General features: G+C 45.6%; 21 protein-coding genes. All 21 read right to left on the reverse strand.

What is annotated here, in order from left to right:
* Positions 1-110: 110 nt before the first annotated feature.
* The 21 genes from OIU26_RS14460 to OIU26_RS14560 all read right to left on the reverse strand — a co-directional run bounded on the left by OIU26_RS14460 (position 111) and on the right by OIU26_RS14560 (position 25,780).
* Entirely contained in the window at positions 111-1,790 is a 1,680-nt protein-coding gene (locus tag OIU26_RS14460; RefSeq protein WP_013370737.1) for a ribonuclease J, read from the reverse strand.
* A 346-nt stretch (positions 1,791-2,136) separates the two neighbouring features.
* Complete coding sequence (gene dapA / locus OIU26_RS14465; RefSeq protein WP_013370736.1) at positions 2,137-3,018, reverse strand: 4-hydroxy-tetrahydrodipicolinate synthase; 882 nt, start codon at positions 3,016-3,018, stop codon at positions 2,137-2,139.
* A 41-nt stretch (positions 3,019-3,059) separates the two neighbouring features.
* On the reverse strand, positions 3,060-4,277 hold the full coding sequence (gene dapG, locus OIU26_RS14470) for an aspartate kinase (RefSeq protein ID WP_013370735.1): 1,218 nt from the start codon (positions 4,275-4,277) through the stop codon (positions 3,060-3,062).
* 35 nt (positions 4,278-4,312) lie between these two features.
* Entirely contained in the window at positions 4,313-5,350 is a 1,038-nt protein-coding gene (locus tag OIU26_RS14475; RefSeq protein WP_264217227.1) for an aspartate-semialdehyde dehydrogenase, read from the reverse strand.
* A gap of 134 nt (positions 5,351-5,484) precedes the next feature.
* Positions 5,485-6,078 (reverse strand): dipicolinate synthase subunit B, encoded by a 594-nt coding sequence (locus OIU26_RS14480; protein WP_013370733.1) that lies wholly within the window; start codon positions 6,076-6,078, stop codon positions 5,485-5,487.
* Positions 6,075-6,974, reverse strand: coding sequence for a dipicolinate synthase subunit DpsA (dpsA, locus tag OIU26_RS14485; protein ID WP_025679748.1), 900 nt, complete (start codon positions 6,972-6,974; stop codon positions 6,075-6,077). The genes OIU26_RS14480 and dpsA overlap by 4 nt, the downstream gene beginning before the upstream one ends.
* 203 nt (positions 6,975-7,177) lie before the next feature.
* On the reverse strand, positions 7,178-7,624 hold the full coding sequence (dut, locus tag OIU26_RS14490) for a dUTP diphosphatase (RefSeq protein ID WP_013370731.1): 447 nt from the start codon (positions 7,622-7,624) through the stop codon (positions 7,178-7,180).
* Positions 7,608-8,867 (reverse strand): M16 family metallopeptidase, encoded by a 1,260-nt coding sequence (locus OIU26_RS14495; protein WP_090735474.1) that lies wholly within the window; start codon positions 8,865-8,867, stop codon positions 7,608-7,610. Before OIU26_RS14495 ends, dut begins: the two co-directional genes overlap by 17 nt.
* 66 nt (positions 8,868-8,933) lie before the next feature.
* The gene (locus OIU26_RS14500; protein WP_264217228.1) at positions 8,934-9,941 is read right to left on the reverse strand and encodes a polysaccharide deacetylase family protein; all 1,008 of its coding nucleotides are present in this window, start codon (positions 9,939-9,941) and stop codon (positions 8,934-8,936) included.
* A 217-nt stretch (positions 9,942-10,158) separates the two neighbouring features.
* Positions 10,159-12,261 carry a polyribonucleotide nucleotidyltransferase gene (gene pnp, locus OIU26_RS14505; protein ID WP_264217229.1) on the reverse strand — a complete coding sequence of 701 codons (2,103 nt, stop codon included), beginning with the start codon at positions 12,259-12,261 and terminating at the stop codon, positions 10,159-10,161.
* A gap of 214 nt (positions 12,262-12,475) precedes the next feature.
* Entirely contained in the window at positions 12,476-12,745 is a 270-nt protein-coding gene (gene rpsO, locus OIU26_RS14510) for a 30S ribosomal protein S15 (RefSeq protein WP_007430074.1), read from the reverse strand.
* A 132-nt stretch (positions 12,746-12,877) separates the two neighbouring features.
* Positions 12,878-13,816, reverse strand: a complete 939-nt coding sequence (locus OIU26_RS14515; protein WP_264217230.1) for a bifunctional riboflavin kinase/FAD synthetase — start codon at positions 13,814-13,816, stop codon at positions 12,878-12,880.
* 168 nt (positions 13,817-13,984) lie between these two features.
* A complete protein-coding gene (truB, locus tag OIU26_RS14520) occupies positions 13,985-14,923 on the reverse strand; it encodes a tRNA pseudouridine(55) synthase TruB (RefSeq protein WP_264217231.1) in 939 nt (312 codons plus the stop codon).
* A complete protein-coding gene (locus tag OIU26_RS14525) occupies positions 14,920-15,897 on the reverse strand; it encodes a DHH family phosphoesterase (RefSeq protein ID WP_264217232.1) in 978 nt (325 codons plus the stop codon). The genes truB and OIU26_RS14525 overlap by 4 nt, the downstream gene beginning before the upstream one ends.
* Positions 15,898-15,947: 50 nt before the next feature.
* Positions 15,948-16,298, reverse strand: coding sequence for a 30S ribosome-binding factor RbfA (gene rbfA, locus OIU26_RS14530; RefSeq protein WP_013370723.1), 351 nt, complete (start codon positions 16,296-16,298; stop codon positions 15,948-15,950).
* A 20-nt stretch (positions 16,299-16,318) separates the two neighbouring features.
* Complete coding sequence (infB, locus tag OIU26_RS14535) at positions 16,319-18,847, reverse strand: translation initiation factor IF-2 (RefSeq protein ID WP_013370722.1); 2,529 nt, start codon at positions 18,845-18,847, stop codon at positions 16,319-16,321.
* Complete coding sequence (locus OIU26_RS14540) at positions 18,840-19,163, reverse strand: L7Ae/L30e/S12e/Gadd45 family ribosomal protein (protein WP_007430068.1); 324 nt, start codon at positions 19,161-19,163, stop codon at positions 18,840-18,842. The genes infB and OIU26_RS14540 overlap by 8 nt, the downstream gene beginning before the upstream one ends.
* The gene (gene rnpM / locus OIU26_RS14545; protein ID WP_007430067.1) at positions 19,156-19,464 is read right to left on the reverse strand and encodes an RNase P modulator RnpM; all 309 of its coding nucleotides are present in this window, start codon (positions 19,462-19,464) and stop codon (positions 19,156-19,158) included. Before rnpM ends, OIU26_RS14540 begins: the two co-directional genes overlap by 8 nt.
* A gap of 23 nt (positions 19,465-19,487) precedes the next feature.
* On the reverse strand, positions 19,488-20,585 hold the full coding sequence (nusA, locus tag OIU26_RS14550) for a transcription termination factor NusA (RefSeq protein WP_013370720.1): 1,098 nt from the start codon (positions 20,583-20,585) through the stop codon (positions 19,488-19,490).
* A gap of 101 nt (positions 20,586-20,686) precedes the next feature.
* Positions 20,687-21,148, reverse strand: coding sequence for a ribosome maturation factor RimP (gene rimP / locus OIU26_RS14555; protein WP_264217233.1), 462 nt, complete (start codon positions 21,146-21,148; stop codon positions 20,687-20,689).
* Between the two features lie 315 nt (positions 21,149-21,463).
* Complete coding sequence (locus OIU26_RS14560; RefSeq protein ID WP_264217234.1) at positions 21,464-25,780, reverse strand: PolC-type DNA polymerase III; 4,317 nt, start codon at positions 25,778-25,780, stop codon at positions 21,464-21,466.
* Positions 25,781-25,947: the final 167 nt, after the last annotated feature.

The raw sequence follows: 25,947 nt of genomic DNA on the forward strand, positions 1-25,947 counted from the left end.
AAAGCCTCTCTTCCCGCGGAAACCGTCCAATATTTCCTGCGGGAAGAGAGGCGACTGTGTGCCTGTGACTTAAGTTTTTAATTCAAGTTTTTGAACATATTTCAATTGAATCACACTTCCATTATAATTGGCAGAATCATCGGTCTGCGACGAGTTTGCTCATACAAGAAGCGACCCAGTGCATCCTTGACATTTGTCTTGAGGGAAGCCCATTCATTTACATTTTCACTCATGAGCTTGTGCAGTGTACTTGAAACAATACGATTTGCTTCATCCAGCAAACCTTCTGATTCACGAACATACACGAAACCACGGGAAATGATATCCGGGCCCGACTTAATCGTGCCATCTTGCTTGCTCAGTGTGACAACCACTACCAAAATACCGTCCTGTGACAACAATTTGCGGTCGCGCAACACGATATTTCCTACATCTCCTACGCCTAGTCCATCAATCAGTACGTTACCTGCTGTAACTTTACCAGCTCTACGTGCTCCGCCATTCTGAATTTCAATGACTTCACCGATATCCGTGATAAAGATATTTTCAGGCTCGATACCTACTCCTTCAGCAAGCAGAGCGTGACGACGCTGCATTCTGAACTCACCGTGAATTGGCAAGAAGAATTTTGGTTTCATCAGATTTAGCATCAGCTTGAGTTCTTCTTGGCTGCCGTGTCCAGAAACGTGGATACCAGGATTAGCTGCACTGTAGTATACATTGGCACCCAGACGGAACAGCTCATCAATAGTGCGTCCAACATATTTTTCATTACCTGGTACCGGAGTAGCTGCGATGATCACTGAGTCCCCTGGAAGGATATCTACCTTACGATGCGTAGAACGAGCCATTCTTGTCAAAGCAGACATTGGTTCACCCTGACTACCTGTGCAGAGAATAACTACGCGATCCGCTGACATTTTGCCAACTTCTTCAGGCTCAATCAGCATTCCATCTGGGATTTCCAAGTAGCCCAAATCAGAAGCAATACCTACGACATTAACCATGCTGCGACCAATAACCGTTACTTTACGTCCGGTTGCCTCAGCAGCATTAATGACCTGCTGAATGCGATGTACGTTCGAAGCAAAAGTGGCTACGACCACACGCTGTCTCGACTTGCGGAAAATATCTTCCAGCACAATGCCAACGCTCTTTTCCGAAGGTGTAAAGCCCGGTTTTTCGGCATTAGTACTGTCTGACAATAGAGCCAGTACGCCACGTGTGCCAATCTCAGCCATACGCTGCAAATCTGCATATTGTCCGTTCACCGGAGTATGATCAAATTTGAAGTCTCCTGTATGAACAACAGCGCCTTCAGGAGTATCAATGCAAACACCTACAGAATCAGGAATACTATGGTTGGTTTTGAAGAATGTTACTTTCAATGTGGAGCCCAGCTTGATTTCGGAATCAGCATTGATCAAAATACGTTTGGTTTCACCAAGCAGATTCGCTTCCTTCAGCTTGTTTTCCACCAGTCCCAGCGTCAACTTGGTACCATATACAGGTACATTCAAATGTTTCAGCACGTAAGGCAAACCGCCGATATGGTCCTCGTGACCATGAGTCAACACAATGCCTCTTACTTTGTCGCGGTTCTCTGTAAGGTAGGAAATATCAGGAATAACGATATCGATGCCAAGCATGTCCTCTTCCGGAAATTTCAGACCGGAATCCACCACGACAATGTCGTTGCCGTATTGAACGACATACATATTTTTCCCGATTTCACCGACGCCGCCCAAAGCGAAAATCATCAATTTATCGTTGTTTGTTTTTTTAGACAAATGAATCTAAACCTCCTATGGTAGTTGGACGTCGTACCTTGATTTGTTATTTAATTTTCAAAAAAATACCGCACCCAGTCACTTGACCCCATTATACATGATTAAAATACGAAAAAACAAGTCATCCTGTTCGTTACGCTAGGTTTCCCATTGCCTTCTCAAACCATAAGTATGTGCCATTTTATCTACATGCCTGGTTAACAGCATAGCAAAAAGGACGTTCTATAAGAACGCCCTTCATACCGGAAGACCTTGTCAGGGCAATAACCCAGTCGATATTATACCTACCGACTGCCCTTAACAAGGATACTCCTTGTATTCATCAACATCTTTCGTCTATTTCTTTTTAGCGGGTAAATAAATTCTTAATAAACTCTGCTTCATCCTCGGTAGGCGGGATAAGTGGCAACCGAACTGAACCTACCTTAATCCCCCGTAACTCCAAAGCATACTTTACAGCTACCGGATTAGGCAAAGGATGAGGACAGCCGAACATGCCCTTAAAAATCGGGAACAACTGTTGATGCAGTTTTGCTGCCTCTTGAGCGTGTCCTCCTACAAAGGAATCCAGCATTCGCTTCATTTCTGCACCTACCACGTGACTTGCTACGCTGATAATGCCATAAGCACCTACAGCCATGGCAGGTAATCCAGATGCATCATCCCCGGAATAAACCAGAAAACCTTCTGGTGCTGCCGCTGCAATCTGTGTAACTTGTGCAAGTGATGCACATTCTTTGGTTCCTACAATGTTCGGAATTTGTGCAAGCCGCAGTGTCGTTTCAGCTGTCAGGCTGGCACCGGTACGGCTTGGAACATTATACAGTATCGCTGGAAGGGATGTGGAGTTTGCAATACTTTTGAAATGCTGATACATCCCTTCCTGATTCGGTTTATTATAATATGGCACTACCAGCAGCACACCGTCTGCTCCCGCCTGCTCCGCAGCACGGGTGAGGTGGATGGAATGACGTGTGTTATTGCTTCCTGTCCCTGCAATAATTTTACATCGCCCAGCTGCTTTTTCTACAACAAATGCAAACAACTTAATTTTTTCATCATCACTCAGGGTAGGAGACTCCCCTGTTGTTCCAGATACAACAAGTGACTCTGAATGCTGTTCTTCTATTAAATAATCAATCAACGAGGACAATGCAGTCCAGTCAATCTCTCCTTGCTGATCAAAAGGTGTCACCATTGCGGTAATCAATCTGCCGAAGTTCACCATGCTGCCTCCTTTTTTTGCAAGTCCGAGCACGGACAATGCGCCTATTGATGGAGTTCAAATTTATTATGCAATGCGCGTACAGCCTGCACCATATCTTCCTTTTTAACAAGTACCCAGATCGTGGTGTTGGAATCTGCCGATTGAAGGATCTGTACGTCTGATTCTGTCAATGCCTCCACAATTGTCGCCATAATACCTGGTACCCCGTTGATACCACCGCCTATGACCGAAACTTTAGCACACCCGGCCAGTATCTTAGGCTCTAGACCCAAACCGTTAAGTACTTCAACCGCTTTGCTTCCATCATTATCAAATACGGTATAAACCGCTCCTGATGGAGTTACATTAATGAAATCGACGCTGATTCCGTGTTCAGCCATAGATTTGAATACTTGTAATTGCAAGTGCTCCAAACCCGATTTTAATTCAACAGTAATTTGAGTAACATTGCCGACATACGCAATACCGGTCACGAAGCGGTCTACGATATCTGCCTGCACATCTTTAAAGCCTTCCGGATGGGTAACCAACGTCCCCTCTCCCTCGGAGAAGGTAGAGCGAACCCGTACCGGAATATTAGCCTGCATGGCTATTTCAACAGCACGAGGATGGATCACCTTTGCTCCCTGATGAGCCATATTACAAATTTCCGTATAGCTAACATGTGCAAGCGGCTTCGCATTTTCCACAATACGCGGATCAGCGGTCAATATACCATTCACATCTGTATAAATATCAACCATATCCGCATGTAGAGCAGCACCTAGTGCAGTAGCTGACGTATCACTGCCTCCCCGACCAAGGGTAGTCATATCACCATCAGCTGTTTGTCCCTGAAAACCAGTCACAATGACCACTCTGCCTTGGTTCAGTTCTTCCACAATACGGTCTGGCTTGATATCCAAAATCCGAGCATTGCCGTATTGATCATCCGTAATAAAGCCTGCCTGTGCTCCAGTCAGCACTGTAGCAGGGATACCTTCCTTCTCCATCAGGCTGCACAATGTAGCAGCAGAAATGATTTCACCACAGCACAGCAGTAAATCCCGTTCGCGCTTCGGAAGACTGTCGCCGTTAGATGCCGCCCAATCCAGCAACGTGTCCGTGGCATAAGGCTCTCCTTTCCTCCCCATGGCCGACACAACAACAACCAATTGAAAATTTTGCTTCAGCTCCCGCTTCACATGTGCCAGCACAAGTTGACGCGCTTCAGGTGTGGATAGCGAGGTTCCCCCAAATTTTTGCACCAAAATACCCATTATTCTTCCCCCATATACTCCCGGCTTTAGGAACGTTACTCCGCTTTTGCAGCAATAATTTCCGCGATTTGCACCGCGTTCCATGCCGCTCCCTTGAGCAGATTGTCGGATACGACCCACAAGTTCAAACCACGGCTATTGCCCAAATCACGACGTACACGCCCTACGAATACGTCAGGTTTTCCTGCCGCTTCGGATGCGAGCGGATAAAGCTGGGCAGTAGGATCGTCTACCAGCGTTACTCCAGGTGCGGAAGCCAACAGATTACGAACTTCTTCTAGATCATAATCTTTTTTAAGCTCTACATAGACGGATTCCGAGTGACCGTATACAACAGGAATACGCACACACGTTGCTGTTACGTCTACAGAATCGTCACCCAGTATTTTTTTCGTTTCGCGTACCATTTTCATTTCTTCCAGTGTATAGCCATTATCCTGAAACTTATCGATTTGCGGAATAGCATTGAAAGCAATCTGATGTTTTACTGGCAACGAACCTACCGGCAGCAGATCTGGCTGAACCTCATCACCGTTAAGAATGGCTGCGCTTTGACGATTCAATTCATCAATAGCACGGCTTCCAGCGCCCGATACGGCCTGGTATGTGGATACTATGATACGAGAAATGCCATATTGATCATATAATGGTTTCAAAGCAGCTACCATCTGGATGGTGGAGCAGTTCGGGTTGGCGATAATCCCCTGATGCTCGGCAATTTTATCGCTATTCACCTCAGGTACTACAAGAGGAGCTGTCGGTTCCATTCGGAATGCGTTGGTGTTGTCAATGCAAACTGCCCCATGACGAACAGCATGCGGCGCCAGTTCCTTACTCACGTCTCCGCCTGCACTAAACAAAGCAATGTCGATTCCTTCAAAGCTGTCGGGGGTAGCAATCTCTACTGGAATCTGCTGACCTTTAAAGCTAATTAACGTGCCGGCAGAACGAGGCGAAGAAAGAAATTTGATTTTTCCCACAGGAAAATCTCGTTTTTCCAGCAGATTTACGATCTGTTCGCCTACAGCGCCTGTCGCTCCAACGACAGCTACATTAAACTTTCTATTGCTCATCTGGTGTATCTCCCCTTCTCGACTAAAAAACCATTTTTTATTCTGAAAGCATCCACCGCCAACAAGAAATTAGACTCGATGCATTATCGAATCATCTTCTAGGCGAGGGATGCTCAGCAGTTAACTATAGTACTTCATGGGGTCTTGCGTTCCACAATCATCGGCTGAATCTGTTTACCCTGCAATGCTTCATAGGCAGCCTCTGGAATCAACTCCATATTGGCTACAAGCGAGTTCGGCTTTTTAACTGGATTATCCTGTCCGAACGGCACAAAAAAGATGTTTTTGGCTACTAGTAACTTGGCGATATTAGCAGCATTTAGACCAAGTCCATCATTAGTAGATATGGCTAAAAGAAGTGGACGACCATTGCGTAATTGCGCCTTGGCAGCCATTAAAACCGGACTGTCTGTCATCGCATTCGCTAACTTACTCATCGAATTCCCCGTCAACGGTGCAATCACCAGCACATCGAGCATTTGGGAGGGTCCCAGTGGCTCAGCCTCCACAATTGTAGAAATGATATCATTCCCTGTTATATCTTTCAACTGTTTTTGCCAACTTTGCGAAGTACCGAAACGAGTATCCGTTGTTAGTACGGTATTGGATATAATGGGAACGACCTTCGCACCCTCATCTACGAAGCGCTGTATAACAGGCATTACCTCTTCAAACGTGCAATGTGAGCCTGTAATGGCATAACCTACTGTTTTCCCTTGCCAACTCATTGCGCATCCCCCCGATCAGGATTATCTTCCATTAACAACTGCACCAGCGTATTCGCTATAATGGCACCTGCAGTTTTGGGAGCAACTATACCAGGAAGACCGGGGGCAAGCATAGCCGTAATTCCACGTTTTTCCGCATACCGGAAATCACAACCGCCCGGGGCAGAAGCAAGATCTATAATCACGGTACTCAGTGGCAATTTAGACAGGATTTGCGCTGTGATAATCATAGAGGGTATCGTATTAAAAATCAAGTCAACTCCCTTTGTCTCATTCGCTAAATCCCTCGTCATAAAAGGCTTCCAACCCATTTCTACAGCTCTCGCTGCATCCTCTGCCCGCCGTACTCCAACCTTCACTTTGGCGCCCAATCCCTGTAGTGCCCTTGCCATGGTAAATCCAGTCCGTCCCATGCCTAAAACCATACAATCTGCACCATGAATCGTAAAATCAGTATGCTGAATTGCCATCATCAGTGCGCCTTCAGCCGTAGGTATAGAATTGTATATGGCCACATCATCTCTTTCCAGCAGCTCAACCAGCTTCAATTCATGTCTGGTACATATTTCTTTTAAGTACGCTCGCGCCATCCCTGTATATACAACGCAATGCGGTGGAAGAGCAGCAGCATGCTCATTCAGAAACTGGAGCTTCTGTGCTCCGAAAAGTGCATTTACGTTGCCTTCCTCATCGCATCCCACCACCGGTAGAATCAGTGCGTCTGACGATTCCAGCAGCTTGACAGACATGGGTTCTAGTGTGACTCCTTTGAGTGGTACTTCAAGCATGTCAAAGCCGACCACGGTGACGGTAGCATCCATGTCCACACATTTGCGGATTACCTCAAGCTGCCTCGCATCTCCACCCAAAACAACGATGCGCATTCCTGTTAGCATCCGGATCACTCCTTTCCGAGACACGATATGCTTTTAGTCTATGCAGATGCCCGGAGAGGGGTGAAAAAACACAAAAAAAGCCGCCCCTCTACGGGACGACTTTATGTATATGCTTTACTCTTAAACGAGTAATATTGAAGTTTTTGCAAAATGACAATTGGATTACATTGTTGGATTACAGGTTTTGCAAGTAAATCGTAGACTCAGCGTCCTGTATGACCAAACCCACCAGCACCCCGCACTGTTTCAGACAAATGGTCTACTTGTTTCAGCTCGACCTCAGGCACAACCTGAAATACCATTTGTGCAATTCGCTCATTGCGCGTAATGGTGAACGGTTCCTCGCCTAAATTGATAAGGAGCACCTTAATCTCCCCACGATAATCTGCATCAATCGTCCCAGGTGTGTTAAGACAAGTAATACCATGCTTGAGAGCCAGTCCACTACGCGGACGGATTTGTGCCTCTAATCCTGCTGGCATAGCTATTGCAAATCCAGTTGGAACGAGGCATCGTTTGCCAGGTTCCAGAACCAAATCCTCCTGCACTGCTGCATACAAGTCAAACCCAGATGCAAGCTCTGACATTTTGCGGGGTAGCTCAATATCTTCATTGCCCCCGAGTCTGTTAATTTCAACGTAAGTTAACAAAATAGTCCCTCCTCATATCCTTAACCGCTGAATCACTCGCTCCGACCATTGACAGAGCAAACGGCTCCGAAAACATCCGATCCAGCACTTTGTTCACATCATCAGCCGTTACTTGCTCGATGTGTTCTATCATTTGATCCAGCGTATAATGCTGACCCAACATTAACTCATTCTTTCCAAGACGGTTCATCCGGCTACCAGTGCTCTCAAGGCTTAAAATCAGACTTCCTTTTAGCTGCTCCTTGCCTTTGCGAAGCTCATTAGCGTCCAAACCGTTGACAGCTACATCTCGCAACAACTCCAGTGTCAAATCGAGCACATCCTTTGTTTGCTTAGGAGCGGTGCCTGCGTAGATCGTGAACATTCCACTATCTGCATGGGAGCTATGATAGGAATAGACCGAATAAGCCAGTCCGCGTTTTTCACGAATTTCTTGAAATAAACGTGAGCTCATGCCCCCGCCGATCGCGTTATTCAGCAAAACCATAGCATACTGGAGATCGTCGCCTATTGCAAATCCAGGCAGGGATAGACAAATGTGATTCTGCTCCGTTGCTTTCTCATGGTACAACAGCTGACCGTTAAACGCAGGTACTGTCAGTGGCGAGACGGTTCCATGATTATCGAAATGCCCAAAATGTTGCTCCAGCAATTCTACAAGACGATCGTCAACATTACCAGCCACACTGATAACTGTATTATCAATTGTATAGTGCTCCTTCATATAATGGCTGAGATGTGAGCTATCCATAGCTAGCAGGTGATCTTCGGTTCCGAGAATCGGATAAGCCAGTGGGTGCTCACCATAGGCCGCGCGAGAAACAAGATCGTGCACCATATCATCAGGTGTGTCCTCGTACATGGAGATTTCCTCCAAAATCACATTTTTCTCTCTTGCTAGCTCTTCCTGATCCAATTTGGAATTAAAGAACATATCAGACAGTACATCGACTGCGATCGGTAGATGCTCATCTAGCACTTTTGCATAATAGCACGTATATTCCTTCGAAGTGAAAGCATTAACATTTCCTCCGATGGCGTCAAATTGCTCAGCGATTTCCTTAGCACTAAAACGCTCTGTTCCTTTGAAAAGCATGTGTTCAATAAAATGAGAAATACCGCTATTGTCCGATGTTTCGTTCCGAGAACCGGTTTTAACCCAGATGCCGAAAGAAACAGAACGCACGGTTGGAATTTTTTCGATGACCACTCTTAGGCCGTTTTTAAGTTGAATTCTTTCCACGCTTGGCCCTCCTAAACTGAATTGCATACTTAGCCATAATGTTCAATCCTAACAGAAAAAAGACATTCACTCAACCGGAGCTGGTAGCTGCCGATCAGGGGAAAGCGTCTGACTAACAGTTCCAAGTACAAGTCCTTTACTACGGATGGCATGAATCATGCCTTTGAGAGCAGCAGCAGACGAATCTGTTGGGTGCATCAATATCAGGGAGCCTGACTCAACATTGCTGTTAATTTTATGAACCACCGATTGCGGTGACGGATGTTTCCAATCTACGGTGTCCAATGTCCACAACACTGTTTTGAGCCCATGTTCTGCTGCTATATCCACTGTTTGTTGATTAAAGTCACCCGATGGAGGGGCAAACCAATTATTTTTGACACCTAAAGTTTGTTGAAGAAGCTCTTCCGTCTTTTCGATTTCTTGTACGGCTCTAGCTCGGCTCAAACGACTCATATTAGGATGAGAGTAAGCATGATTCGAAAGCTCATGCCCTCTTCTTTGAATTTCCTTGGCGAGTTCAGGATTTTTCTTCAGCCAACTTCCATCAAGAAAAAATGTAGCCTTAACCTTCTCCTGATCCAATGTATCCAATATAGGCACGATAAACTCATTCCCCCATGCTACGTTGATCATGAAGGAAACCATTGGTTTTTCAGGATTGCCCCTGTAAATTGGGACATTACCCAGTTGATTTAAATGTATTTTGGGTGCCAATTGGCGATATACATATTGAATAGGCCGATCTGGAGCTGCAATGGCTTTGCGATAGGTAGCATCCAGATCGACCTCCAGTCCGTTATAACCTGGAATAGCCTTCCACACCCTGTCTATCTTGGCATCAACTGGTTCTCTTCGCTGACGCGTTGCTTCTGTCTTTAGTCGCTGCATGAGCGCATTATCAGGCAAAGCTACTACCGCCATCGTGGGTGTAGCTTCAAGCTCTTCGGCTCCTGTAGCGTCTCCATTGCGTAATTGACTAGCGTAGTCACGAACCCCGCTAAACTGCCCAATTACCAGTGTGATGGCTAAAGTGGCTACCACCCACATTGCTCGTTTCACCCTACTCATCATTCCTTCATCCTCCCGCTCGTTTGTCCACATTGTATGCGAGAAGGACAAGATCTATGACGTAGTAAGCTATAGAAGCCCACTTGGGTGCAACTTGTGCATATGTATGAAAAAAGAGCCAGAAACGTAGCTCTGCCTCTTTCCAAAAACTTAATTAATGCTATTCAAACCCCTTATTTTGTACGAACGTATAGACTCCCTGTGGTATGCGAACCACAACCTAGGACTTAGCAGGAGCTTCAGCCGTCAGTACTGCCTTACGGGACAAATTGACACGACCTTGCTGATCGATTTCAGTTACTTTCACTGTAATCGTATCACCAATAGCAATGACATCTTCAACTTTGGCTACACGCTCAGTAGACAGTTGAGAAATATGAACCAGACCATCTTTACCCGGTAAAATTTCAACAAATGCGCCGAATTTTTCAATTCGTTTGACTGTACCGATGTAAATCTCGCCGACCACGACTTCTTTTACGATACCTTCAATAATGGAACGCGCCTTCTCATTCATCTCTTGATTTGTAGAAGCGATGAACACACGACCATCTTGTTCAATATCGATTTTCACGCCGGTTTCTTCGATGATCTTGTTGATGATTTTACCACCAGCTCCAATAACATCACGGATTTTATCCGGGTTAATGTGCATTGTCATAATTTTTGGAGCATACGGAGACAATTGCTCACGTGGTTTCTGGATCGCTTCCATCATTTTTCCAAGAATGAACAAACGTCCTTCTCTGGCTTGCTTGAGCGCATCCTGTAAAATATTGCGGTCAATACCGTCAATTTTAATATCCATTTGAATGGCAGTTACGCCTTCCGCAGTACCAGCAACTTTAAAGTCCATATCGCCCAGATGATCTTCCATACCCTGAATATCCGTCAGTACGGAAACATGATCTCCATCCTTGATCAATCCCATAGCTACGCCTGCAACTGGAGCTTTAATCGGTACACCTGCATCCATCATGGCCAGTGTGCTTGCACAAATACTAGCTTGTGAGGTCGATCCATTCGATTCCAGCACTTCGGAGACCAGACGGATCGTGTACGGAAATTCAGTTTCGGAAGGAATTACTTTGGAAAGCGCACGCTCACCAAGAGCACCATGTCCGATTTCACGACGACCCGGCGCGCGCAATGGACGAGCCTCACCTACGCTGAATGGAGGGAAATTGTAATGATGCATGAAGCGTTTGGTTTCTTCCAGATCAATACCGTCCAGAATTTGTACATCCCCTAGTGCACCAAGAGTACAAACGCTAAGCGCCTGCGTTTGTCCACGTGTAAACAAGCCTGAACCGTGCGTACGCGGCAAAATGCTAGTGTCGCTTTCAATTGGACGAATTTCGTCAAGCTTACGACCATCAGGGCGCACTTTATCATGCGTAATCAGACGACGAACTTCTTCCTTAACGATATCATAGAGAACTTCGCTCACATCACTCAAAAGCTCAGGTGTCTCTATGTATTGTGCTTCAAAATGGGCAACGGTCTCTTCATTAACTGCATCAATCGCCTCTTGGCGGGCATGTTTTTCTGCAATTTTAACAGCTTTCACCAAACGATCAGCTGCATAAGCACGTACTTCACGGTTCACTTTTTCATCAACAGCATGCAGCTTAACCTGCATTTTTTCTTTACCTGCTACTTGCACCAATTGTTCAATAACTGCCACAATGTTCTTAATCTCATCATGTCCGAACATAATAGCTTCGAGCATAACTTCCTCCGGAATCTCATCGCCTTCTGCTTCTACCATCATAATGGCATCTTTTGTTCCAGCTACAACGAGATACAGATCGCTTGCGTTTTGCTGTGCAATATCTGGATTAATCACAAATTGTCCGTTTACACGACCTACAGCAACTCCGCCAATTGGACCGTTAAAAGGAACATCCGAAATACTGAGTGCTGCTGAAGTTCCAATCATGGCTGCAATTTCTGGTTCGCAATCCTGATCAACACTCATGACTAGGTTTAACACCTGCACATCATTGCGGAAACCTTCAGGGAACAATGGTCGAATTGGACGGTCTGTCAAACGACTGGATAAGATTGCCTTTTGACTCGGGCGTCCTTCACGCTTAATAAATCCGCCAGGAATTTTCCCCACAGCATACAATCTTTCCTCATAGTTCACGGTCAGCGGAAAAAAGTCCAAATCTTTCGGTTCACGGGAAGCGGTCACAGTACACAGCACAACTGTTTCTCCGTAACTCACCTTAACTGCCGCATTGGCTTGTTTTGCAAGACGTCCTGTTTCAAGCACCAGCTTTCTTCCGCCGAGTTGCATTTCTACGCGTTGCTCCATGGTATCCCTCCATTTCATTTCATTGTAAAAGTTCTATACACATCCAGTATTTCCTGCGCAGGTCTTATTCATAAGAAATTCACAGACAAAATAGGATATGTAATTCAAAAAAAGATTCCTCATTTCAAAAAAGAACCCGGCTGCTGTCCGCCGTCGCCTTAGCAGGGACAAGCGGTGAACAACCAGGCTTCTTTTCTCATTACATGTCTGAAAATTAACGACGCAGTCCGAGACGCTCGATCAACGCACTGTAACGTTTAACATCAGTCTTCTTCAGGTAAGCCAAAAGTTTACGACGCTGACCGACCATTTTCAACAACCCGCGGCGGGAGTGATGGTCTTTCTTGTGCGAACGAAAGTGACTTTGCAAGTTGACGATGTTTTCAGTAAGGATAGCGATTTGTACCTCAGGTGATCCTGTATCGGATTCATGAGTTTTGTACTCCTCGATCAATTGCTGTTTACGCTCTTGAGTCAATGCCATCCTGTTCACCTCCTTCATTATAATCGCCATTAGCCTCGTAACCGCCGGTGAAAGCGGACAACCAAGCTAAGGTTCATCGTTGTTTACACAACATAAGTCAGTATAACACAGCGCCTGTCTTATGTAAATAAATTAGCTCAACAGCTTTTTAGCCGTTTGTGCGTCATTTCCAATTTGGCTGATCAGTTCATCCACCGAAGAGAATTTGCGTTCAGGGCGGATGTAATGGTGAAGCTCAACGAGCACAGACTCCCCATAAATTAGTTGATTAAAATCAAAAAGATGTACCTCAAACGACGGATTCAGCACACCTTCATGAAAAGTAGGCTTAACCCCTACATTCATTACACCATTTATCCAATGATCACCTATAAGCGCCCGTACAGCATATACACCCTTAACCGGAATGACATAAGAATCATCCAGCTTGAGATTAGCTGTCGGAAAACCGATTGTGCGTCCGCGCTTCTCACCATCCATCACAGTACCCTGGATACGATAAGGGCGTCCCAACCAGCGCGAGGCATGTGCTAAATCCCCCGTCTGTAAAGCACGGCGAATGCCTGAGCTGCTTACCTTATCCCCATCCAGTTCGAACGGTGGTACAGTGTAGACAGACATCAGCTCTCCTCCCAGCTTCCGAAGCGTATCCTCATGCCCGGCTCCCCGGTGGCCAAACCTAAAATCAAAACCAACTACCGCCGTTAGAATTTGTAATGGAAGTAGCACGTCTGTTATAAAAGCCTCCGGGCTAACCTTGGAAAATTCTTCGTTAAAACTTAAAATATAAAGTACATCCACACCCATATCGGACAGAATAGTCTGCTTATCCGCAAGCGGTGTTAAATAACCTTCATAATCGCCTTTTTTCATGACTTCCTTCGGATGAGGGTGAAATGTCATGACAGATACTGGCACTTTCTGTTCGCGAGCGAGCGCGACGGCCTTGCGTATCACGCTTGCATGTCCCAGATGAAGGCCGTCGAACTGGCCGATCGCCGTGACTTGTGGACGTCCCCATTGCTGCAATAGCTCATCACTCAAAGGATAAGATAACGATACGGTAATCATATTCATTCACCTGCATTTCACATCATTTGACTAACTTCGTCAAAAATTATAGCACAATTCAAGGTGAAAAACGTCTATCAGCATAATTTCACAGAAGCCAGGCCGCAGTCTAGGAGAAAATCTCTGACGATTATAGAATGATTCAGCTCCGCTGAAAATTTATAAATCCTACAAACTTAAAAAAACTTTAATTGGAGCGATCGCACCTGATTCATCCCGTCCATATATGCCTAAAAACGTTTTATCCTCTTTATATAATCGGAAAGGCTGGTTGTCTGTCACTGGTGGTGAAATTATACTCAGCGACAGGCGTTGGCCTTGCAGAGCCGCAGCTGCCTTGGATTCAGCCACTGTATGCTCAGGCATATAGTCAATTGCTTTATCGGTAGCGATAAGCCGCTCACCTAGGCTACCATCGGCTACATAGCGCTCAATTTCTTCAAATGTTAAACAATGTTCTGCAGAAATACCCGCAGACATGGTTCGCTCCAGCTTAACCATTGTTGAAGGATATCCCAATTCACGGCCAATATCAACACATAGTGTACGGATGTAAGTACCTTTGGAGCATAAAGCACGAAAAGAAATATCCACATGCGCCCCCATCTTCGCAAATCCCGTCATTTCCAGCTCGTAAATGCTCACTTCACGACTTTTACGCTCCACGGTTTTGCCCTCTCGAGCCAGCTCGTATAGACGTTTTCCATCTACTTTGAGGGCAGAGTACATAGGTGGGATTTGGGAGATCGTACCAACGAAACGCTCCAAAACCGCTTTGGCTTCCATTTCGGTCACCTCAACCGGACGTTCGCTCTCTTCTGTTATTGTCCCAGTCAGGTCTTCGGTATCAGTGGCAATGCCTAAGCGCAGTGTAGCCCGGTACTCCTTGGGTCGCTCTTGCATGTACTCCACCACTCGGGTGGCGCGTCCCAGACACAAGGGCAGAACACCGGTTACCTGCGGATCTAGTGTCCCAGTATGTCCAATTCGCTTCATCCCCAATAAACGGCGAGCCTTGGCCACCACATCATGAGAGGTAAATCCAGCAGGTTTATAAACAGGTAGAACACCTTCCCAAGTTGCCTGTTCCTTCTTTATTGGGTTCATAGCTCAGACTTCACCCGCCCTACAACTGTCTCAATGATATCTTCCAGCTTACCCTCTAGTCGACAGCCAGCCGCACGTACATGTCCACCGCCCCCAAATGATTGAGCCAGCGCAGCTACATCAACATTCCCTGCCGATCTCAAACTAGCCTTGGTCGCTTGATCATTAATAACTTTAAAGAAAATACCGACTTCAACCCCACGAATATTTCTTGGATAATTCACGATGCCTTCCAAGTCCTCATTTACAGCACCACATTCCATCATATCATCAGGTGTTACAACGACCCAAGCAACTTTACTGTCCTCCGACATCGTGAGCGTTTGCAATGCTTTGGTTAGTACTTTCATTTGGGGAAATGTCATTTCCTCGAGCAATTTCTCGGACAAAAATGGACCATCTACACCATAAGCAAGTAGCTGTGATACCGTAGACATCACTTTCGGTGAAGTATTGGAGTAGCGGAAGCCTCCCGTATCCGTTAACAACCCTGTATATACAGCTGTTGCTACTTCGACATCCCAAGTTACTGCAAACTCTTCCAATAAATCAAAAAGAATTTCCGCTGTTGCCGCAGCATCCGACTTAATCACATTAACCGTACCATAAGCATCGTTCGTTGGATGATGATCAATATTCAGAATAATGGCATCTTCCGTAAAAAACTGCTCTGTCAAACCAACACGACGGTAATCCGCACAATCTACACAAATGATCCGGTTGTATTTCCGTTCTGGCGGTTGTTGACTCATATCCATAATCTCATCGGCATGCCATAAAAAATCCATGCGTTTAGGAATAGGTCCCTCATTCAGCATGGTAAATTTCTTCCCCAGACATGAGAGAAGCCAGCCCACCGTTACGGTGGAGCTGACTGCGTCTCCGTCCGGCTGTACATGCGATACGATCAGGTAATCATCATGCTCCAGAATAAATTCCTTCGCTTGTTGAAGCGCCTGTTCATAGGTATGCATTGCCGTCTCCTTTACATTCAGTTCATGGTTCTTCAGACTAACAAAAATTCCTATTTCTCATCCTTGTCGATATCACTCAACAGCTTTTCAATTCGGCTGCCATAAGCAATAGATTCGTCAATTTTGAAAATCAGCTCAGGAATATGGCGAAGCCGTATCCGTTTGCCAAGTTCAGAACGGAGATAACCGTTCGCTTTGTCCAGCGCCTTCAGAGAAGAAGTTTTTTGTTCTTCATCTCCAAGTACGCTCAAGTATACTTTCGCTTGGGACAAATCGTTTGTGACATCGACACCAGTCACCGTAATAAAACCGATACGTGGGTCTTTTAATTCGGTCTGTATGAGTAGGCTTAGTTCCTTCTTAATCTGCTCGCCAACTCGACCTGTACGTATTTTAGCCATGGGTGCTCACCTCTCTGCCGTTAGCGCTCCACTGTTTCCATGACGAACGCTTCAATAATGTCGGATTCCTTAACATCATTATAACCATCAAGGGTGATACCACATTCGTAACCTTGGGCAACTTCTTTTGCGTCGTCCTTAAAGCGTTTCAGTGAGTCGATTTTACCTTCAAAAATAACGATACCATCACGAATCAGACGTGCTTCTGCTGAACGGGTAATTTTTCCAGACGTCACCATGCAACCAGCAATCGTACCGACTTTAGTAACTTTAAACACGTTACGAACTTCAGCGTGACCGATCACATTTTCTTTATATTCAGGGTCCAGCATGCCTTTCATAGCCTGCTCGATTTCTTCAATGACATTGTAAATAACGCGATGCAGACGAATGTCCACTTTTTCAGCTTCCGCTGTAGATTTCGCCTGATTATCAGGACGAACGTTAAAGCCAATAACAATGGCATTGGATGCCGCAGCCAAAATAATATCGGATTCGGTGATTGCACCTGCACCACTGTGAAGAATTTTGACGCGTACACCTTCAACTTCAATCTTGTTCAAGGAGCCTTTCAGCGCTTCGACAGAACCTTGTACGTCACCTTTAATAATGACGTTCAGATCCTTCATCTCGCCATCCTTGATGTGTTGGAACAGGTCATCCAGCGTTACGCGGGTATTACTGCCCAGATCAGATTGACGTTGCGTAATCGCACGTTTATCAGCGATAGCACGAGCTTTACGCTCATCCTCGAACACCATGAACGGATCGCCTGCAAGTGGAACTTCCGTTAGACCAGTAATTTCAACTGGAGTGGAAGGACCTGCTTCCTTAAGACGACGACCTTTATCGTTAACCATGGCACGTACACGTCCGAAGCAGTTACCTGCTACGAATGCATCGCCGACTTTCAGTGTCCCGTTTTGAACGAGAATACGGGCTACAGAACCACGACCTTTATCCAGCTCAGCCTCAATAATAGTACCACGCGCCCGTTTATCCGGGTTCGCTTTGTACTCATTCACTTCAGCTACAAGCAGAATCATTTCGAGCAAATCTTCCAGGCCCATTCTTTGTTTAGCGGAAACGTTGACGAAAATTGTATCGCCGCCCCACTCTTCGGGCACCAATTCATATTCTGTAAGTTCTTGCTTTACTTTGTCCGGGTTGGCATCCGGTTTGTCGATTTTGTTTACAGCTACGATTATTGGTAGACCTGCTGCTTTTGCATGGCTAATGGCTTCAACCGTTTGTGGCATAACACCGTCATCAGCTGCAACCACAATAATCGTCATATCTGTTACTTGAGCACCACGTGCACGCATAGCAGTAAAGGCTTCGTGACCTGGTGTATCCAAGAAAGTGATTTTTTTGCTGTTAATTTCAACTTGGTATGCACCAATGTGCTGTGTAATACCGCCAGCTTCGCCACCTGTTACATTCGTGGAGCGAATGGCATCCAGCAAAGTTGTTTTACCATGATCGACGTGACCCATAATTGTTACAACCGGTGGACGTGTTCTCAAATCCGCTGGATCATCATTTTCTTCCACAGTTTCAAAACGATCTTCTTCCACTGGGATTTTCACTTCTACCTCGACGCCAAAGTCACCAGCAAGCAAGAGAATGGTATCCATATCCAGTTCTTGGTTGATGGTCGCCATAGTTCCGAGCATAATCAATTTTTTGATGACTTCTGACGCATCCTTATGAAGAAGCTTGGCTGTTTCACCTACAGTCATCTCACCACGCACAATAATTTTCTTAGGCGTGTTGTCGATTTTCTCGCGACGCTCCTGTTGTTGACCTTTACCACGGTTGTTGAATTTACCACCACGATTGTTTCCACCACGGTTGTTGCCTCCACGACCACCGTTACCACCGCGTCCTCCGCCTTGACGGTTATCGTCAAAACGTCCTTGACCGGAACGGTTACCGCTGTTGTTGGAGTTGCCACCTGTACGGCTGCCACCACTGCGGTTGGAATTATTGCTTCCTGCCGAAGAAGAAGTTCTTACTGCCGCACCCCCCTGGCTGCTTCCCTGAGGACGTGAACCTGTGTTATTGCTACCGGTACGCTGTTGTCCTCCCTGCTGTTGACCATTACTACGGTTCTGAGTGCCTTGCTGGCCGCCTGGTCTACTAGAACCTTGTTGACTGCGGTTTTGACCGCCCTGCTGACTGCTTTGCGCTTTTGGAGCGCTGCTTCGGTTACTGTTTTGGTTGTTGTTTGTCCTATTCATACTTACCTGCTTTTCCTGTTGATTTTTGGTTTGCTCCGTTGAATGATTACTATTCTGGCTTGAACCGGTCTGATTCGAGCTTACTTGCGCCGTACCTGCTTCGCCTTGCTTGACCGCAGCATTGGATTTAATATTCTTAAAAAAATTTTCCACTTTACCTACGGCATCATGTTCCATGACGCTCATATGGTTGTTCACGGGAATATCCAGCCGTTTAAGAATGGTGATAATTTCTTTGCTGCTCATGTTCAACGATTTGGCGTATTCGTATACCCGCACTTTGTCTTTGCTTTCTTGTTTACTCAATATACTCCACCTCCGACATTATCCCCGCATGTTTCATGATCAATTTCGCGAATCCTTGATCCGTCACAGCCAGCACGACCCGTTCAGGTTTGCCGATGCTGCTTCCCAAGCTTTCCCGGTCAAATCCTATCAATAAGGGGATTTTGTACGTCCCGCATTTGTCGCGGAATTTCTTTTGAGTATTCATTGAAGCATCTTTCGCAAGAATGACCAGCTTGGCTTCTGAAGACCTGATCGCTTTATAAACGATCTCATCACCTGTTAGCAACTTGCCAGCTCTCATGGCAAGCCCCAATCCAGACAGCGCCTTATTCATCCTGCACGCTGCCTTGTGCCGCCAGGAATTCTTCCTCGACGGCAGCAAAATCACGACTTAGCTGCTCATAAATATCAGGATGGACCGAGTGCTTCAATGCTCGATCCAGTGCCTTGCTCTTTTGAGCCAACTTGAAGCAGGCGGCTTTGCCGCACAAGTAAGCGCCGCGTCCCGACTTTTTGCCAGTCAAGTCAATCAACACTTCGTCTTCAGGGGTTTTGACGACACGGATTAACTGCTTCTTTGGCATCATTTCATGACAGGCGACACATTTGCGCAAAGGTATCTTTCTCTGTTTCATGCATTAACCCCCCTACACTCCGCTTAATCTACAGAAACGGAATCCTGATGCATTTCATCGGTGGATGTTCTCGGTCTGCCGAGTTCTTCCTCCGCCTGTGTTTCACTCTTAATATCAATTTTCCAGCCAGTAAGCTTAGCAGCAAGGCGAGCATTTTGCCCTTTGATACCAATAGCTAGAGAAAGCTGATAATCAGGTACTATAACGCGAGCCATTTTCTCTTCTTCAAACACCTGTACTTCAAGCACCTTGGACGGACTCAAAGCATTAGCCACGTATTCATCAACATTATCAGAATAGCGTACAATGTCGATTTTTTCGCCACGCAGCTCGTTTACAATGGTCTGCACCCGCGTTCCTCTTGGTCCCACACAAGAACCTACCGGATCAACCTCGGCGTTACGAGAATGAACAGCGATTTTAGAACGGAAGCCTGCTTCACGCGCTACGGAACGAATCTCTACAACACCGTCAAAAATTTCAGGCACTTCGAGTTCGAACAAACGCTTAAGCAGACCCGGATGTGATCGGGACAGCATAATTTGCGGTCCTTTGGTTGTGTTCTCCACCTTGGTAATATAAGCCTTAATCCGATCCAAATGGTTGAATTTCTCATTAGGCATTAGCTCACTCAACGGAAGAACTGCTTCCACCTTGCCAAGATCAATATAAATATTGCGTGGATCTTGGCGCTGTACAGTTCCTGTTACAATATCCTCTTCCTTGTCCACAAACTTGTTGTAGATCAGTCCCCGTTCCGCTTCGCGAATGCGCTGGGTCACGACTTGCTTCGCTGTTTGTGCAGCAATCCGTCCAAAATCACGTGGTGTGACTTCAATTTCAGCAACATCCTCCAACTGAAAATGTGGGTTAATCTCACGGGCTGCCGGCAACGAAATCTCGGTGCGAGGATCCAATACCTCCTCAACAATCAGCTTACGGGCATATACCTTAATGACTCCCGAGTTGCGGTTCATATCAACACGCACGTTTTGTGCGGTATTGAAATTCCGTTTGTAGCTGGAGATCAGGGCTGCTTCAATGGCCTCAAACAGCACGTCCTTACTGATCCCCTTTTCTCTTTCCAACTCGTTCATTGCTTCAATAAAATCCATACTCATGGATTACTGCTCCCCCTTTCAAATGATGGCACCTGCGTACTGGTCGGCACACGAGGCAAAAAACATGTAGTACATGTCAAACAGCAACAATCAAATCTGAATTAAAATATGATCGCGAGCCTTGCACCAGCTACCTTGTCATAAGGTATGGTATGCTTCTTTTGTCCACTTTGGACGGTGAGTTCCCCATCTTCAAAAGAAAGCAAACGGCCTTCGAATTCCTTCAGACCGTTAATCGGCTCGTATGTAGTAACGAATACGTTTTTGCCTACCGCTTTAGTGACATCCTCCGCTTTTTTCAGCGGTCTCTCGGCGCCTGGTGAAGACACCTCCAGAAAATATGCTGTAGAAACAGGGTCATTTTCATCCAGCTTTTGACCCAAATATTCACTGATCATACTACAGTCGTCCAGATCAATTCCTCCGTCTTTATCTACAAAAACACGAAGAAACCAATTGCTACCCTCTTTGACATACTCGACTTCGACCAGTTCAAAACCATGCTCATCGAGGTAAGGTTGGGCCATTTCTTCTACTACTGATTTGATCTTTGGTGTGCTCAAAGATTATAACCTCCAAAAGTGAACTTTCCTGTGGTGAAAAAGAGATACCCTCTTGCCGTGGGCAATGCTTCTCCATCACCGGCATTTTCATTTTCATTTGATGTAATGTTCATTTTGGGCTCACTGCAAATAAACCGGCGTACCGGTTGCCTGCCCAAAAATAACCTTTTTTTCACGTTGTACCTGTATATCAAACAGTAAAGAGTGGGTTTCCCCACTCTTTTAGCAACGGTTTTATCTCCATGATTACCAAAAAAATTATAACATAACCGTAGTTATGTGACAAGTGCCAGAGCTTGACTACTATGGTTCAGATTAAAACAGAGACAACTGATTACTCTCTGGCAGACCTCGAAAGCATCCCATCTGGGACAGCATTTCGACAATCGTTTTACTAGCCTTCGATTTCTGTTGAAAATCCTCAACGGACAAAAATTCACCTTGTTCACGGGCAGCTGCGATGTTACGTGCTGCATTATCTCCAATACCCTGAAGAGCTCCGAACGGAGGAATGAGCGAGTCCCCGTCCACTTTGAAACGAGTAGCTTCGGAACGGTACAAATCAATGGATTTAAAGCTAAACCCGCGAGCCGTCATTTCCAAAGCCATCTCCAGGATTGGAAGCATCCCTTTTTCTTTAGGTGGCGCCTGAAAACCAAGCTGCTCAATTTCGACAATCTTCCGTGCGATCGCATCATACCCCTGACAGCACAGGTCAATATCAAAATCGGCTGCACGTACTGAGAAGTAAGTTGCATAATACTCGATCGGATGATACAGCTTGAAATATGCTGTACGCACGGCTGAAATAACATAGGCTGCAGCATGCGCCTTCGGGAACATGTACTGGATTTTTAGACAGGAATCAATGTACCACTGCGGCACCTTGCATTTTTTCATTTCTTCAATCCATTCGGCACTAAGTCCTTTACCTTTACGTACGCTCTCCGTAATTTTAAAGGCCAGACCTGCATCCATCCCCGCCTTGTAAATCAAAAACAGCATGATATCATCCCGACAACCAATTACGGTCTTGATGTTACACGTATTATTTTTAATCAACTCTTGTGCATTCCCTAGCCATACACCCGTCCCGTGAGACAAACCGGATATTTGCAGTAAATCGGCAAAAGAACTCGGCTGCGACTCTACCAGCATCTGGCGTACAAATTTTGTCCCCATCTCTGGTACACCATAGGTGGCGACAGGCGTGCGGATTTGCTGCGGTGTTACACCGAGTGCCTCCGTGGAGTTGAACATGCTCATCACCTTGGGATCATTCATTGGAATGGTCGTAGGGTCAACCCCGGTCAAATCCTGAAGCATTCTCATCATGGTCGGATCATCATGGCCCAGAATATCGAGCTTGAGTAAGTTCGCATCAAAAGCATGATAATCAAAATGCGTCGTTTTCCATTCCGAGCTCGTATCATCAGCCGGATACTGCACCGGTGTAATATCCTCGACCTCTATATAATCGGGAACAACAACGATCCCGCCCGGATGCTGTCCGGTACTACGTTTTACACCCGTACAACCAGAAGCCAGCCTGTTCAGCTCGGCTCCACGCCATTTTTTATGATGTGCCTCTTCATATTTTTTGGCAAAACCAAACGCCGTTTTCTCAGCTACTGTACCAATGGTCCCTGCACGGAAAACACTTTTTTCACCAAACAGTACTTTCGTATAGTTATGGGCAACAGGTTGATATTCACCAGAGAAGTTCAAGTCAATATCGGGAACTTTATCTCCTTTAAAACCGAGGAACGTTTCAAAAGGTATATCCTGTCCCTCACCCTTGAGCTTGCCACCGCAATTCGGACAGTTTTTATCTGGCAAGTCAAAACCGCTCGGCACACTTCCATCCAAAAACCATTCGCTGTGTCTGCATTCAGAATTACCGCAAATATAATGGGCGGGCAGTGGATTTACCTCAGAAATACCGAGAAAAGTAGCAACTACAGAAGAACCAACAGAACCCCGTGAACCTACCAAGTATCCATCCTGATTAGACTTTTTAACCAGACGTTCAGAAATGAGATAGTTAGCGGAGAAACCATATTTAATAATAGGTTCCAATTCTTTTTCAAGGCGAGCTACAACAACCTCAGGTAAGGGTTCACCATAAATGGATCGAGCCGTCTCATAGCATGTATTACGAATTTCCTCGTCTGCTCCGTCCAGCAATGGCGTAAAAAGCTTGTCGGGAAACAGTTCCAGTTCTTCAAAACGCTCTGCCAGCTCACTAGTGTTTGTCACAACGACTTCATACGCTTTTGCCTCACCCAAAAACTCGAACTCTGCCAACATTTCATCCGTTGTCCGCAAATGAGCATCTGGCTTTCGGATGTCCTTTAGCGGGCTAAAACCAGTAATGCCATGAATAGTAATATCACGGTACAGCTTATCGCGAGTTTCCAAATAGTGAACATTGCCTGTAGCAATTACGGGCTTATCAAGGCGTTTTCCTATGTCACATACTTTGCGAATGGCCGTTTTTAGTGCATCAGGCCCGCTTACAAGCTGCTTTTCCACCAGATGCATATACATCGTCAAAGGTTGAATCTCCAGCACATCATAAAACTGTGCAATCTCCTCGGCTTCTTCCTCGGACTTGTTCAACACAGCCTCGAAGAATTCTCCTTTTTCACAACCAGAAATAATAAGCAATCCGTCTCTCATCTCAGACAATTTCGATTTAGGAATACAAGGCACACGCTTGAAATATTCGGTATGAGACATGGAAACCAGCTTGTACAGATTTTTTTTACCAACCGGATTGAGAGCATAAATGCAGCAGTGGAAAGGACGAACAGTCGATAGATCCTTACCTACATAATCATTCAGACGATCGAGCATTTTTAATCCCTTAATTTGTTCCGCATCATTCAGCAAGCCATTTAGCACTTCAGTCAGTGCGACTGTATCGTCAATGGCTCGGTGATGACTTTCTAGTGCCACTTTATATTTACTCGTCAACGTATTCAAACGATGGTTTTTCATTGTTGGAAACAGTAAGCGAGCCAGCTCGAGCGTATCCAGTACCGGATTGGTCATTTCGGGCAAACCCATCTTTCGAAGGGTGGCCTGGATAAAGCCGATATCAAACCGCGCATTATGGGCAACCAATACAGCATCACCAGCAAAAGCTACGAACTCCTTCATAACAGGTTCCACATCCGGCGCATCCTTGACCATTTCATCGTTAATGTTGGTCAGTTGCTGAATGTTGTATGGTATACGTTCATGCGGATTGACAAAGGTTGCATAACGATCAATTTCCTTGCCCTCATGCATTTTAACAGCAGCAATCTCTATGATTTTATTTTGTGTAACTGATAGACCGGTGGTTTCAATATCAAAAACGACATAAGTCGCTGTTTTCAAATTTAATGGCTGTGCCTGCATTACAACCTCAACAGCATCATTAACCACATTGGCCTCAACACCGTAGATCATCTTAATGCCATTTTTCTTTGCAGCCTTAGCGGCATCAGGGTAGCATTGCACACCGCCATGATCGGTGACCGCAATCGCCTTGTGCCCCCATTTGGCGGCTGTTTTGACATATTGATCAATCGAGGCGACAGCATCCATTGCACTCATCTTTGTGTGCAGATGAAACTCAACCCGTTTTTCCGCTGCATTATCCTTACGTCCAGGTGGAGCCTGTACTTCAACTAGATCGGAAGGAATCATAACCAGCTCGGGAATTTGCATAAAACGGTCATATTCAACTCTTCCCCGCACTTTGACCCATTTACCGTTAGCCAACAGACTGAGAATTTTTAGATCTTCTTTAGTTTTAGCAAACATTTTCATTTGTAGGGAATCACTAAAGTCGGTCAAATAATACGTAAACAATGTACTGCCGTTGCGCAATTCTTTACTGTCCAAACCGAAGATTGTTCCTTGTAGGGTGACTTTCTTTTCTTCGTCCTGAATCTCTTGCATCGGAATAGCCGGTTCTTTGATGTCATAACCAAATTGAAGCCGTACGTCTCCTTCTTCTTCTTCCAAAGGCGGCATCTCGGATTCCATACTTTCCATCATCTGCTGAATAACTTCGCGTTCTTCTTGCATCTTCTTTTCCTGGAATTCCTGTAATGCCTCCTGATTACTTTCACCCACCTGGACTTTAATGCGCATAGAGATCCCAAAATATTTATCGTAAAACTTAATAATAGCTTGATCTATCTGCTTTTTGCGCGCCAGTTCCAATGACATACTATCGCTCATTGTTAGTAATAATAGACCGTCTTCCCACTCATGCACAGCCCGGTTCATCCAACCGTTAACAGATGGAATTTCACGGTGCACCCACTCTAAAAAAAGCTTCCAGTATTCACCGATAATATCACCAGGTTGAACCTGCTCACTGTACTGAAAGCGGAATGTGATTTTAGCGATATGGCTCATTTTTTCCTGTACTTGAATACAGAACGTACGATACACCTGAGCGGGGACCAGTGTCTCTTTGGCAATAGTGATATTCCAATCCTTGTTGGTACGGCTAATCTCAACCTGATCAATCCAACCGTCCAAAAAATAAGGATCAACCACTCCCGCCGGCATTACAACCTGCTTCATCAGCAGCTCCAGCCGCTTTCTCTTTTCTTCAGCTCCGCCCATGGCTCTCCCCCCAATTTCCAATCTACCATTCTGAAAACATGAAAAGCTTCTGCGTCTAAAACATCTCCGACCGCAAAAGCTTTTCGTAGCCTTCTTCAACCCTCATCACAACGATATAGATAGTCCGGAATATTATCCCGTAACAGCTATTCCTGTTGGCGAAGAGA

Origin of the sequence: Paenibacillus sp. BT-177 (genome assembly GCF_025846815.2) — a bacterium.
Taxonomy (GTDB): Bacteria; Bacillota; Bacilli; order Paenibacillales; family Paenibacillaceae; genus Paenibacillus; species Paenibacillus polymyxa_C.